General features: G+C 62.7%; 10 protein-coding genes. All 10 read right to left on the reverse strand.

The features are described 5' to 3' along the window. Positions 1–34: 34 nt before the first annotated feature. The 10 genes from MHI61_RS05535 to MHI61_RS05580 all read right to left on the reverse strand — a co-directional run bounded on the left by MHI61_RS05535 (position 35) and on the right by MHI61_RS05580 (position 12,669). Positions 35–868 carry a TfuA-like protein gene (locus MHI61_RS05535; protein ID WP_345774851.1) on the reverse strand — a complete coding sequence of 278 codons (834 nt, stop codon included), beginning with the start codon at positions 866–868 and terminating at the stop codon, positions 35–37. After that, a complete protein-coding gene (locus tag MHI61_RS05540) occupies positions 789–1,949 on the reverse strand; it encodes a YcaO-like family protein (RefSeq protein ID WP_239789531.1) in 1,161 nt (386 codons plus the stop codon). The genes MHI61_RS05535 and MHI61_RS05540 overlap by 80 nt, the downstream gene beginning before the upstream one ends. A gap of 130 nt (positions 1,950–2,079) precedes the next feature. Then, entirely contained in the window at positions 2,080–5,082 is a 3,003-nt protein-coding gene (locus MHI61_RS05545) for an AAA family ATPase (RefSeq protein WP_239789532.1), read from the reverse strand. A gap of 108 nt (positions 5,083–5,190) precedes the next feature. Then, positions 5,191–7,800 (reverse strand): AMP-binding protein, encoded by a 2,610-nt coding sequence (locus MHI61_RS05550; RefSeq protein WP_239789533.1) that lies wholly within the window; start codon positions 7,798–7,800, stop codon positions 5,191–5,193. A 263-nt stretch (positions 7,801–8,063) separates the two neighbouring features. Further along, complete coding sequence (locus tag MHI61_RS05555; RefSeq protein WP_239789534.1) at positions 8,064–8,567, reverse strand: SRPBCC family protein; 504 nt, start codon at positions 8,565–8,567, stop codon at positions 8,064–8,066. Further along, entirely contained in the window at positions 8,560–8,907 is a 348-nt protein-coding gene (locus MHI61_RS05560) for a helix-turn-helix domain-containing protein (RefSeq protein ID WP_239789535.1), read from the reverse strand. Before MHI61_RS05560 ends, MHI61_RS05555 begins: the two co-directional genes overlap by 8 nt. A 96-nt stretch (positions 8,908–9,003) precedes the next feature. Next, entirely contained in the window at positions 9,004–9,816 is an 813-nt protein-coding gene (locus tag MHI61_RS05565; protein ID WP_239789536.1) for an ABC transporter ATP-binding protein, read from the reverse strand. Beyond that, positions 9,813–10,802 carry an ABC transporter ATP-binding protein gene (locus MHI61_RS05570; RefSeq protein ID WP_239789537.1) on the reverse strand — a complete coding sequence of 330 codons (990 nt, stop codon included), beginning with the start codon at positions 10,800–10,802 and terminating at the stop codon, positions 9,813–9,815. Before MHI61_RS05570 ends, MHI61_RS05565 begins: the two co-directional genes overlap by 4 nt. Position 10,803: 1 nt before the next feature. Beyond that, the gene (locus tag MHI61_RS05575; protein WP_239789538.1) at positions 10,804–11,661 is read right to left on the reverse strand and encodes an ABC transporter permease; all 858 of its coding nucleotides are present in this window, start codon (positions 11,659–11,661) and stop codon (positions 10,804–10,806) included. 3 nt (positions 11,662–11,664) lie between these two features. Continuing rightward, a complete protein-coding gene (locus MHI61_RS05580; RefSeq protein ID WP_239789539.1) occupies positions 11,665–12,669 on the reverse strand; it encodes an ABC transporter permease in 1,005 nt (334 codons plus the stop codon). Positions 12,670–12,786: the final 117 nt, after the last annotated feature.

Genomic DNA, 12,786 nt, shown 5'->3' on the forward strand with positions numbered 1-12,786 from the left:
GCCCAACGTCAAGCGATCGTCGACTATACCAGTACTACGTGCCTTTCTGCAATAGAATATCGAGGATGTTGTAGTAATCCATGTCGCGGGCGAATGATTCCGTAAGTTCAAATGCAAAATGAATGTCTTCATTCAACCGGTTGATCTTTTGATCGGCGAGATATGTCAGCAGATTTACCGCATCGCGGCACTTTCGGCTTTCCGCTCCGGCTTGCAGCCAGGCCTTTAGTGCTTCGATTTCGCCCGCGGCGCCGCAATTGTTTTCGGCCGCCGCCAAGAGCTTCGGGAAGGATCTTTCGCTAAAGTGAAGCGCGCGCGCCAAGGATTCGAGCTCGCATCGCAGCCGTCTTTGAATGATGCCGATGCGTACGGCCTTCTTGAGCGTCAGCCTGATGTCGATGAGGGCGTCACCGAGGGCGCGTGATCCGAGTGCTGCGGGCGCCATCGGCACCGTGACGTCGGCATCGTCGGCGAGCAGGTGCCTCCGGTACCATCGATAGATCAGCCCGTGGCCCATCATTCCCTGCGGCGCGAGTTCGGCGGCCCGCAGCGCGCCGATGCTGGCGGCGCCGTAGATGCGCACGCCGCGGGCCATCGCCCACAGGATTTCCTGGTGGCGGACGGCCGGCAGCTGCCCGAAGACGCCGTCGATCAGCACGATCGCCGCGGGCGCATATTTGGCCACTGCGCGCACGACATCCGCGCAGCCGACAGGAGGAAGATAGATCGCATCCAGATAGGTCCGGGCTTGCGGCTCAGAGAGGGTGGGGCCGAGAAAAACCACGATGTCATCCCGCAAGATCGGCCTCCGGATTCGTTTCCAGCGGCGGCGCAACGACCCGGACGACGTGAAGCGGGATGCGGTCATCCGAATGAAGAACCACAAGGACGGCCGCATGCGCGCCGGCGAGCTTCAATGCCTCGATGACTGGCGCAAGGGATCGTTCTTCGGCCGCAGAACAGTCTTTGGGGAAGGAGCGGCCCGCCTTTGCGAGTTGCAGGCGCCAGGCGGCCAGTTCCCCGGCGTCGGCATAATTATAAAGCTCCGTCCTGATATCATCGCGCGTCGCCGAAATGACGCCAAGGCGGGACTGGCAGGCTTCCAGCAAGGCGCTGGTCAGCGCGCGATCATGGCTGATATCGCAGCCGAAACCTTCGGCCGGCAGCGGCGCAAAGGGGGCTCTGCCGGCATCTTCCATGACGTGGCACCAGTAGATCGGCAGGGCGTGCGGCGCCGGGATCTGCCAGATGCCGACGACAAAACCTGCCTTGCAGAGCTGCCGCAAAATGTCGCCGGCGTTTCGCGATTGCACCGACCGGGCGTCGATCTGGAAGCGGTCGAAGAAATGCGGGGTCTTCATCGCCGTGCAGCGGGCCTGCCGCTCCAGGATCTCCAGGCAGGCATGCAGGACAGCACCTTGCAGGCTCGTGCTTGCGGCGAGGCCCGTGGTGTCGCGGGCGATCCAATGGGGATGTGGCGACGGGACGATATAGGCGGTATCGACGAGGGCAAGCGGAACGGCCACTTGCCGCCTCGAAAGGAGATCCAGCCCGGCAATCCAGGAGAGCATCTCCTCGTCCCGGCCGATGCCGAGATGCGACCAGTCTTCCTGTGCGTTCATGGCGCGCAGGCTTGCCTTGAAGATGCGCTCCGGCGCAATCCGTTCCGAGGCCCAGCCTTCCAGGGATTCCATCAGGCCCGATATCGCCGCCAGCGGCAGGGTCAGCCCCTTGCCCTGGCTGACGGCGACGGAGCGAGAGCGCGGCCGTACGACCTGGACAACCGGGATGCCGATCCAATCGAGCCCGGTGATCGAACCCAGCCTGGTGATGCCATAATCCTGTCTGCGCGCAAGGATGCGCTGCACCGTCTGCCGGGGATCGGGATGCGAGGGGACCGCGGTCTTCAAGACGATATCAAGGATGTTATCGAGCGTCGCTTCGTCCATCACATCCTTCATCTCTGCTAGAGCGTGATGCCGAAAAGTGTGAGCGGTTTTCGGACGACATCATGCTCTAACTCTTTAATTTAGAACAGGATTCAGATTTTAGGCCGACCGGGCCTAAAATCATCCTGTTCTAGGGCCGCGGCAGTCCGTCCAGGCTTTGCTTTGCTCTTTTCGCCAGCCAGGCGGCCTTCTGTCCGTCGGCAATCTGGATGGCACGTGTCAGGTCTCGTCTGATCGATGAGGGCGGTTCGCTCAGATCGCCCCTCAGTTGGGCGCTGAGGCGGTAGAGTTCGGCAAGCCAGAACGATTGGCCGCTGCTGCGCCCGACATTGATCGCATTCTGGACGGTCGCCAGGGCTTCGGCGGACCGGCCGCGTTGCCGCAACACCTGCGCATGCATGTCGCTGTGCATGGAAAAATTGTCGTCGGTGCCCAATTGCTGCTGAAGCGCCAAGCCGCCGGCAAAACGCTCTTCGCCGCCGGCTGCGGACGAGGTCATCAGTTCCGCCCAGCCGCAATACATGTTGGCCCGCGCCTGGCTTGCCGCCAGCCCGTGCCGCTCGGCGAGCGACAACATCTGTTCGCCGAGCGCATGGACGTCGTCATAGCGGCCCTGGCAGCGGGCAAGCACCATGGCGTAATAGAGCGCATGCACCATGCTGCCGGCGTGATCGGTGGCGCTTGCCCATTCCAGGCATTGTCCGATCGCATGTTCGCTCGCCTCGGCTTCGTCGAGCAGCAGGTAGGAAAGGGCGCTCTCGCCGAGCCCGCAGACCTTGGCGTCATGTCCGCCGAAGAAGGCCCGGTTGCGCACCGCGCTTTCCGGATCGTAGAGCGCGAGGCCCTTGGCGACACAGTCGAGACAAAAGCCGTGCTCGCCGGCGTGGAAGCTCGTCGCCCAGCCGCAGTGATAGGATTGAAGCCTCGTCTCCCGATCCTCGACGGCTTGCATGTCGCTGATGAGAATGCGCGCGCGTGACTGCTGGGTCAGAATGTTGGGGGCGGTGAACCACCATCCCCAATAGACCGGGAAATGTTTGACGCGCACGGCCGAGGGCTGTTTGCGCAGAAGCTGCATGGCGCGGGCATAGACCCGCCGCGCGCTCTCCGATCCCTCGCCTTCGAGCGCGCTTGCGACGACGCCTTGAAGTTCGAACAGGCTGAGCGCGAGTTCGGTGCGGTCGGGGTGGCGCCGGGAAAGGCTGTCGACCGCCTCGGCACAGAGTTCGAGCGAGACATTTGCCTCCTGCATTGCCGAGCGGAGGGCGCTTGCCTCCGCCGCCGCCAGGGCAAATCGGGCGGCCGCGTCATGCAGGCCTGCCTCGGCACACTGCCAGGCGGCGATTGCCGCCGGCAGGCTGGGCTTTCCTTCACCGATCAGGAGATCGGCGATCCGCCGGTGGATGCGGCGCCGGTCGCTCTTGAGTAGGCTGCTATAGGCCGCTTCCTGCGCCAGCACGTGCCGGAACTGATAGGAGCCGTGCGAGGTGGTCGAACGCTCGATGATACCTTGCGACAGAAGCTGCTCGATATCGACGTCGACGCTGCGGCGGCTGACTCCTTCGAGGAGGTAGGTGAGCAGCGAGATGCTGAATTCGCGGCCGATGACGCTGGCAAATTGCGCCGCTCGGCGTGCCGAACCGGTCGCAGCGAGCCTGGCCGACAGCAGATCGTTGAGCGAGGTGACGCCGCCTTCCCTGAGCAGCCCTTTCCATTCCGAGAGTGATTTGCCCAAGGGCTGCCTGCCGCGGAAGAAGCTGGCCAGTTCTTCCGCATAGAGCGGCATGCCGTCGCATTGGTCGAGAATGAAATCCGACAGGCCGGGCGGGGGATGCTCCCGCCAGATCGAGGCAACGAGATCGCGAACCGCCGCAGCTGTCAGCCCCGGCAATTCGATCTCGCTGGCAACCGCGAGAGATCGTCGGATTCTCGATGTCTGAATGACCAGGATCGGAAGCCCGGCCGCCAGCGATCCCAGCCTGTCGATCAGTTCCAGCGTCATGTCGTCGGCCCAGTGCACATCCTCGAAGATGAGGAGTGTCGGGAGACCGGCGGCCTTGCAGGTCAGAATGTCGGCGGCGGCCTCGATGACCTTCCGCCTGAAGGCGCGCCCGGAGAGATCGGAGACGCGGATATTGCGTGACGTCGCCGGCGAGCGCTCGGCGGTGAATGCGAGGATGGTGTCGGCGACGGATGCATCGAGCTGTCGGCCGGAAGCTTGAAGAGCCCGCATGAAGGCGTCGTTGTCGCCATCCTTCAGGACCGCGGGTTCGGCGGCCAGCCTCTCGAGAAACGAAACGAATGGATGCAGCGGCTGGCTCTCCAGGCGCCTGCCGCATTGAAAGACCACGGTCTCATGCGCGCTCTGCCGCAGACTTTCGGCGAATTCGCCGACCAGCCTGGATTTGCCGATGCCGGCCTCGCCGACGACGGCGATCAGGCTTCCCTTGCCGCCGAGCGCCGAATTCCAGGCGCTGGAAAGGGCGGCAAGCTCCTTTTCCCGGCCGCGGATCGGCCTGTCCTGGCCCTGGGACGGCGATGGTTCCGGGGCCGATTGGTCGCGCTCCTGCGGGCGCCACAGCGCAATCGGATGTTCGAAGCCTTTGAGCCTTGCCTCCCGCAGAAGGCTGTAATCGAATTTCTGTCGGGTGAGCTGGACGGTCGAATCGGCGACAAGGACGGAATTGGGGTCGGCCTCGGCCTGCAGCCGGGCCGCCAGAACCGGCGCCGTGCCGACGATCTCATCACCTTGCGTGGAGAAGACGACAAGCCCGGTGGCGACCCCGATCCGCAGCCGGAACGGCCGGCGTCCCTTGGCCTTGGTAGTGGTCTCGGCTCCGGCCGCGACGCGCAGCAGTTCCAGAGAAGCGCGCACCGCGCTTTCGGCGGCATCCTCGGACTGTTCGGGATAGCCGAAGAAGCAGCATCCGCCATCGCCGAGCCGCTGATGAAGAAATCCCCCGTGTTTCCTGATGACCGCTTCGGCGCTCTGATGTAACGCCGAGACAGACCGGAAGAATTTCTCCGGCTCGCTGCGCAACAAGAGCTCGGTGGAACCGACAATGTCATAGAAAAGGGCCGTGACCTGTCGCCGCTCACCTGTAAACCGAATTCGTGCGTCGAGGGTTTTCATAGCGGGGCGCCCAACACCACTGAAGCCATGCTCAGGACATCCGATTTAATGCCTGCATGCAAGCTTTTCGTGCGGTGCTGCTAATATATTCTGCTGTTCGCTTGCGGTTCAGACAGGCTCCGCCATCACCGTACGTCCGCCCGTGCCGCGAGCCATTGCTATCCCGCCAAGCAGATTGCGAAGGTCGGCCGCGATTTTGTTGGCGATGACGCCGAGCGCCAGGCCACCTGATATCGCCAGCAGATGAAAGAGGGGAGCCGGTAGCACGGCCGCTGTCTGCGGCATCAGCAGTTCCGGCACGAAACGGTGCAGCAGGTAGGTGGGAAAGGCCGAGACGGCGATCAGCGTCACGAGACGCCCCAGCCGCACGGGCAAGTGAATGCGCGGCAGGTAGAGAAGGGCGAGAAGCGCTGCGAAGATCGTCAGATATTTCACCGTCGTTCCGATCCAGAGCGTTTCCCAGAAGGCGAGATAACCAAGCACGGCGGCGGCAAGCGCCGTCAGGATGATCCGCTGCATCTTCTTGTCGGCGATGCCCGCGCACCAGCCGAACATGCCGAGATGCAGGCCCCAGTAGATGGTGAAAATCTGCCGCCTGCCGATATCGAAGAGGAGCGGCAGAGAAAACCGCGCCGTGACCGCCAGCGCCAGGAGGGCGAGCGAGAAGGCGAAGGGTTGCGATCGCGCCAGCCTTCGCACCGCAGGCAGGGCGAAAATCAGCGAGAAGACGAGAAGCATCTGCGCATAGGCTTCGATGAACCAGTAGAGATAGGGAAGCATCTCGAGGCGCTCCGGCTCGGCATAGCCGAAATTGCCGGTCAGCGTGACCGAGGCCCAGGGAACTGTGCGCCAGGCGAGCCCATAGGCGGCAACGATGAGAAAATAGGGAATGAGAACATGGATTGCCGGCCGCAGCGCCTGGCGAAAATTGCCGGCGAGGAAATGGCCCGACTGGAAACGTGCCAGGCTGAAGCCGACGAGGAGCAGCATCACGCCCGATCCGCCGGGAATGGGCCAGAGCATTTCGTGATGGGTGACGACGAGCAGGATGGCGATCGCCCTCAGCACCAGATCGGTCGGCAGCGCCCTGACCTCTGCGATGTAAGTCCGTGCAACCTGAGGGCTGATATCGAGCTCGGCGATCGCCGTCTGCTCCCAGCCTTCCGGCAGCTCGATGCCAAGTCTGTCGAGTTCCATCGTCAATTGCAGGAAGCGGAGGGAATCGCCACCGAGCGAGACGAAGCTGTCGCTGCGGCTCACGCTGTGAGGGTAGAAGACGCTGATATAGGCATCGAGCACGCTGACCGCCGCGGCTCGCCTCGTCTCGCGCGTCGCCAGCATCTCGTCGCGGAGGCCGGCATAGTCGATCTTGCCGGAGGCAAGCCTCGGGAGCTCTCGTCGCGCCCTGACGGAGACCAGGCTCGCCGGAAGATGGCTCGCCTCGACGAGTATCCCTAGCGCCCGATCGGCGGAAGCGGCGTCGGTCACATAGGCTTGCAGACCGTGATCGTCACCGACAACGGCGGCCGCGATTCCCTCCTCGGCCAGAACCTGTTCCATGATGTCGAAGCCGATCCGGAGCCCGGCGACCTTGGCGAAACGGCTCTTGCGGCCGACAATCCGGAAGAAACCGTCCTCGTCGCGCATGGCGATATCGCCGGTCTTCAATGCCGCGACCTCGGCGCCCCGCTGAAGATCGGCGCGATCGGCGCCGTAGCCCATCATCACGTTCGGGCCGGCATAGACGAGTTCTCCGGCAACGTCAGGTCGGTCGAGCGGATGCCCGTCATCGCCGACGAGGCTGAGGCTGCCGCCGGGAATGGCGATGCCGATCCGCTCCTCATTGTCGGCCAGGCTTTCCGGCGGCACGAAGGCGATGCGGGCGGCCGCCTCGGTCTGGCCATACATGACGAAGAAGCGGCCGCCGTTCGCGCGCATATGGTCGCGATAGATGCGGATAAGTTCGGGCGCCAGCCTTCCGCCGGCCACCGTCATGAAGCGCAGCGCCTTCAGCTCGTGGCTTCGGAAGCGCGTCCTTTCCATCAGCTCATAGGAATAGGGCACGCCCGAAAGATTAGTGCAGCCGCTTTCGCCGAGCAGTCTTGCAAAATCCTCGCTCACCACGGAGACGCCTGGAATGAAGATGCTGCCGCCGGCAACGAGGTGGGAATGGATGACGGAGAGGCCGTAGGAATAATGAAGCGGCAGGACGAGCGCGGTTCTGTCGGCAGGGGAGAGTTCGAGATAACCGGCAATCGCACGCGCATTGGCGTCAAGATTGGCATAGGACAGGCGCACGGCTTTCGCGAGCCCGGAACTGCCTGAGGTCATCAGCAGCAATGCGAGATCCGGATGCAGCGGCGCGTCGCTTTGCCCGGGCCGGCTTTCCCGGACGAGCCGCCAGCGGCCGCCGGCCGGGCGGTAGGTGAAATCAGGCCGAAAGGCCGACAGAAACTCTTGCCGCAGCCTGTCATCGCAGGGCGGCAGCATCGCCACTGCATGGCCGGCGCGCAGCGCGCCGAGATAGGCGACGATCACATGTTCCGAAACGTCAGCCGAAATCGCAATAAGCCGCTTTTCCCCGCGTCCCAGCCGCTCGGCAAAGCGCAGCGTACGGGCATTGAGGTCGGCATAGGAGAGGGTCCGTCCGTCGGCGGAGATAAGGGCCGGGCGCTGATCGGCGCGAGCGATTTCAGGAAACAGGTCGGCGGGGGTCATGCTCGCGCTTCGAATGGCAGAAAACTGGCCGAAGCGCGTATAATCCTTGATAACTGCGGTCAACTAATTTTCGGCTGCGCAACGCAATTTCAAGCTCGTCCGCGAGAAGGCGGCATCGCCCCCTCAAGACGGCCGTTAGGACTGCCGGGCACCTGAACATTTGGAGTAAGGATTAATGTCTGGCGCCTCGCTCCGGCGAGAAAGCGCGGTGGAGTCTCTTTCCAGGAGCAGACGCTTTCTCGAGGCGATTTTCTCCACTCGGGTTATTTGCCTATGCTGGACAGCAATTCGTCGAGCTGCTCCAACTGCTCCGGCAATGCGACGGCCGAGCCCTGCAGGGCTTCCTCGAGCGCCTCCTTGGACGGATAGACTTCGTGGAAAGTCAGGAGCGTCCTCCCGCCTTGGTCCTCGAAGGTCACGGTCGTGATTGCGCCCTCTTCCCCCTCGTCGTTGGTCCAGACGATGCGCTGGTTCGGCACCACCTCGAGATACTTGCCATAGAAGGCCATGGTGTCCGAACCGCCGGCGCCGAATTCCAGCCGATATTTGCCGCCAGTACGCACGTCCATCTCGCACGAGACGAGCGAAATACCGGATACCGATTTTGGCACCCACCAGCGCCGGAAGAGCTCGGGCTGGGTCCACGCCCTGTAAACCGTGACCGGTGGCGCATTGAATGTCCTGGTTACCAGGAGTTCGCGATCGCCTCTGCGCTCGACCGACGTGCGATTCTCAGCGCCACCTGCATCGTTAACTTGCTCAGTCATCGCTTCCCTCCTGTTGCATCTCGCTGATGATTTCGTCCAAAGCTTCGAAGCGGGCCTCGAAGAGCTTGCGATGGGCCTCGATCCACTCGGCCTCCGCCTTGAGGCCGCGTGTCCCAAGCTTGCAGGTTCTTACCCGTCCGACCTTCTGCGTGAGGACGAGCCCGGCCCGCTCGAGAACCTGGACGTGCTTCTTCATGCCGGTCAGCGTCATCTGGAACTGATCCGCGAGACTGGTGATCGACGCGTCCCCCCGCCCCAGCTGATCGATGATCCCGCGGCGAGTCACATCGGACAGCGCCGCAAACGAGAGGTCGAGGGGAGAACTTACATACTGAACCATCTAGTTCAGTGTTTTAACCTGCTTGTGCAGGAAGCGCAAGCGTTCGCCCCAAATCAGACGCTGTATCTAAGCCGAGCCGATGTCGGCTACCCGCGCTCACACCGCCGCGCTGAAATCCGCCGCCAGCACCGCATCCTTCAGCGCCCGCGAATAGGGATGCTGCGGATTGTCGAGCACGGGGCGAGCCTGGCCGCGTTCGACGATTTCGCCCTTGCGCATGATGATGATGTTGTCGCTGATGTAATAGGCGGTGGCGAGGTCGTGGGTGATGTAGATGATCGAAAGGCCGAGTTCGTTTTTCAGGCGGCCGAACAAGTTGACGATCGCCATGCGCAGCGAGGCGTCGACCATGGAGACTGGCTCGTCGGCGACCAGCAGGCGGGGCTGCGGGATCAGCGCGCGGGCAATGGCGACGCGCTGAAGCTGGCCGCCGGAGAGTTCGTGGGGAAAGCGGCCTTTCACTTCTTCGAGGGTGAGGCCGACGTGATGGAGCGCGGCATCGGCCATGCGCTCGGCCTCCTTCCGGTCCGGCCGCTTTCCCGAGGCGGAGAAATTGCGGGCGGTCTCGAAGAGATAGCGATCGACCCGCTTCAGCGGATTGAAGGCTTCGAACGGGTTCTGCAGAACCGGCTGGACCTCCTTCATGAAAGCCTTGCGTTCGGATCGGCTATGGATGGAGACGGTTTTGCCGGAAAACTCCAGTCGCCCTTCCGTCGGTTCGGTCTGACCGAGGATCATAGCCGCGATCGTCGATTTGCCCGAGCCGGATTCGCCGACGATCGACAGGATCTCCGGTTCCGCCCCGACTTCGAAGCTGACATCCTTGACGGCGGTGATCAGGCGCCGGCCGAGCATGCCGCCCTGCCGGTAGACTTTCGTGACATGCGAGAGGTGAAGCAGAGCCGTCAAACCTGATCTCCCGTAACTGCAAAACAGGCGACGCGCCGCCCCGGCTCGACGGTAACGAGTGGTGGCACCTTCTGCGAGCAGATATCCATCCGCTTCGGACAGCGCGGGTGAAAACGGCAGCCTTCCGGCGGCATGGCAAGATTCGGCGGGCGCCCCTCCAGCGAGGGTCGCGTCGAGGCATCACCGATGCGCGGCAGGCTGCCGACCAGATGCTGGGTATAGGGGTGGAGCGGCATGCTGAAGAGCTTGGCGGTCGGCGCTTCCTCGACGAGGCGTCCGGCATAGACGATGCCGATGCGGTCGGAAACAGTGGCGTGGACGCCCATGTCATGGGTGACGAACAGAAAGGATGAGCCCATCTCGCGCTGGATGTCGCGGATCATCGACAGCACGTCGCGCTGAACGATGACGTCGAGCGCGGTCGTCGGTTCGTCGGCGATGATGAATTCCGGCGTCAGGATGGTGGCGAGTGCGATGGTGGTGCGCTGGCGCATGCCGCCGGAGAGTTCGTGGGGATAGGCGTCGAGCAGATGCGGATCGAGCTTCAGCCGCTGCAGATGCGCGGCGACCTTTTCGAAGAACACTTGCTTGCCGACCGGCATGTGGCGAAAGGCGAAGTCAGTGAAGGAATGGCGAATCCGGCGCACCGGATTGAGCACATTCATCGAGCCCTGCATGATATAGGACAGATGCCGCCAGCGCAGCGCCATGCGCTCCTCCGGCGTCATCGCATAGATATCCTGAGTGCCGCCGGCGAAATGGAATTTGACGTTGCCCGATACGACCCTCAGCGGCGGCCGGATGGCGCCGGCGATCGTCTTGATCAGCGTCGTTTTGCCGCTGCTCGATTCGCCTGCAACGCCATAGACCTCGCCGCGGCCGATCGTCAGGCTGATGTCGTCGACAGCCCGCACCTCTCGATCGACGCCGTAGAGGAAGGCGCGGTAGTAGGCTTTCAGGTTCTGGATTTCGACCAAAGGATCCATACTAACTTCCCATCCGGTTGAGCCGGCTGCGCGGATCATTGTATTCGTTCATCGACATCGACAGCAGGAAGAGCGCCAGGAAGAGGATGACGATCACGGCGACCGGGGCGGCCACCCACCACCAGATGCCCGAGATCAGCGCCGAATGCGCGTTGGCCCAGTAGATCATCATGCCCATGGTCGGCGTTTCGATGTCGGTGAACCCCAGCACCGAGAGCGTAATCTCCATGCCGATCGACCAGATCATGTTGTTCATCGTCGTGGCGAAGACGATCGGCAGCACATAGGGCAGGTGCTCTTCGATGAGAATCTTGCGCATCGTCATGCCGGAATAGACGCTCTGGGTGGTAAACGGCCTGGTCTTCAGGCCGATCGCCACCGAGCGGATCAAGCGGGCGTCATAGGACCAGCCGAGTGAAGCCATGATGACGATCAGTGCGGCCCAGGTCATGCTGTCCTTCAGCACGAAGTAGAACAGGATCAGCAGCGGAAATTGTGGGATCACCATGACGCTGTCGTTGATCGCCATCAGCACCCGGTCGACTGCGCCGCCGGCATAACCGGCCACCAGCCCGACGACCAGCGAGATGATGCGCGAGAGAAAGGCGACGCCGATGCCGAAATAGAGCGTGTTGCGAAGACCGGTCGTCAGCTGCCAGAAAACGTCCTGGCCGCGCGATGTCGTGCCCAGCCAGTATTCGCCGTCGGGCGGCATGTCGGGCGGCAGGAGATAGATGTCGGTCGAGCCATAGGGCGAGAAATAGGACAGGATGACCAGCCCAACGATCACGGCAAAAAGCAGCAGGCCGCAGAGGAATTCCATATTGTGGCGTGAGAGGTCGCGGATGATGGTAAACATGGCCTATTCCACCTTGATGCGCGGATCGATCAGCGGGCTCAGCACGTCGATGATGAAGACGGCGGCGGCGACGCCGACGATCGAGAGGGCGCTGAGGCCGAGCACCAGGCTGTAGTCGCCGGCATGCACCGCTTCGATCAGCAGATTGCCGATACCGGGATAGCCGAAGACGATTTCGGTGATGACGGTGCCGTTGAAGATGGCACCGAGCGACATGGCAAGGCCGGTGAATTGCGGCACCATGGCGTTGCGGGCGATATAGGAGCGGAGAATCTTGTTCTTCGGCACCCCGCCGAGTTCGGCGAAGGTGACGTAATCATCGGTGATGATGTTGGAGACGAGCGCCCGCATGCCGATCAGCCAGCTGCCGGTTCCGACGAGGATCAGCGACAGGGCGGGCAGGATGGAATGTTCGAGGATGTCGAGGACGAGCGCGAAAGAGAGGTCCAGATTGGTGTTCATCTCGTAGCCGCCAGTGATCGGCAGCACCGGCCAGAGATAGCCGAAGACGATGAGAAGCACGAAGGCGAGAATATAATAGGGAATGGGCAGCAGCGCGATGAAGACGAGGCTGACGCCCTTGAGCACCATGTTCTTCCTGTAGTAGCCGGCGAGCGCGCCGATCGCATTGCCGAGCACGAAGGTGATCAGCGTGGCGACCGTCATCAGCCCGATCGTCCAAGGCAGGGAGCGCAGGATGATGGTGGAGACGGGGGTCGGAAAGGCCGAGAGCGAGGGGCCGAGATCGCCTGTCGCAAGCCGCAGCCAGAAGTGCAGATATTGTTGCCAGATCGTGCCTTCCATGCCGTAAAGCTCGCGAAGCGACTGGCGCATCAATTCGATCGCATTCGGGTCGGACTGACCCATCTGCGTGATGGCGCCTATGCTTTCTTCGACCGGATCGATCGGGGTCAGGTGGGTGACGAAGAAGGTGATCGTCACGCCGAGGAAGACGACGAGCAGAAACTGACCGAACCGCTTCAGCACAAAGAGCAGATAGGACGTCATAAGGCGGAGCTTCCTCTCTGGTTCCTTTCTGGAAAGGATCGACGAGCATGGCAGCTAGGGCACATGCCCGCCGATGAGGGGGCCGGCGCGATGGCTCCCGCGCCGGCGTTGGGAGGT

The organism is Rhizobium sp. K102 (assembly GCF_022385315.1).
Classification (GTDB): domain Bacteria; phylum Pseudomonadota; class Alphaproteobacteria; order Rhizobiales; family Rhizobiaceae; genus Rhizobium; species Rhizobium croatiense.

Coding starts and splice junctions, on each gene's coding strand:
- MHI61_RS05535 (WP_345774851.1), bottom strand. CDS start 868: ATGACCGCATCCCGCTTCACGTCGTCCGGGTCGTTGCGCCGCCGCTGG.
- MHI61_RS05540 (WP_239789531.1), bottom strand. CDS start 1,949: ATGGACGAAGCGACGCTCGATAACATCCTTGATATCGTCTTGAAGACC.
- MHI61_RS05545 (WP_239789532.1), bottom strand. CDS start 5,082: ATGAAAACCCTCGACGCACGAATTCGGTTTACAGGTGAGCGGCGACAG.
- MHI61_RS05550 (WP_239789533.1), bottom strand. CDS start 7,800: ATGACCCCCGCCGACCTGTTTCCTGAAATCGCTCGCGCCGATCAGCGC.
- MHI61_RS05555 (WP_239789534.1), bottom strand. CDS start 8,567: ATGACTGAGCAAGTTAACGATGCAGGTGGCGCTGAGAATCGCACGTCG.
- MHI61_RS05560 (WP_239789535.1), bottom strand. CDS start 8,907: ATGGTTCAGTATGTAAGTTCTCCCCTCGACCTCTCGTTTGCGGCGCTG.
- MHI61_RS05570 (WP_239789537.1), bottom strand. CDS start 10,802: ATGGATCCTTTGGTCGAAATCCAGAACCTGAAAGCCTACTACCGCGCC.
- MHI61_RS05575 (WP_239789538.1), bottom strand. CDS start 11,661: ATGTTTACCATCATCCGCGACCTCTCACGCCACAATATGGAATTCCTC.
- MHI61_RS05580 (WP_239789539.1), bottom strand. CDS start 12,669: ATGACGTCCTATCTGCTCTTTGTGCTGAAGCGGTTCGGTCAGTTTCTG.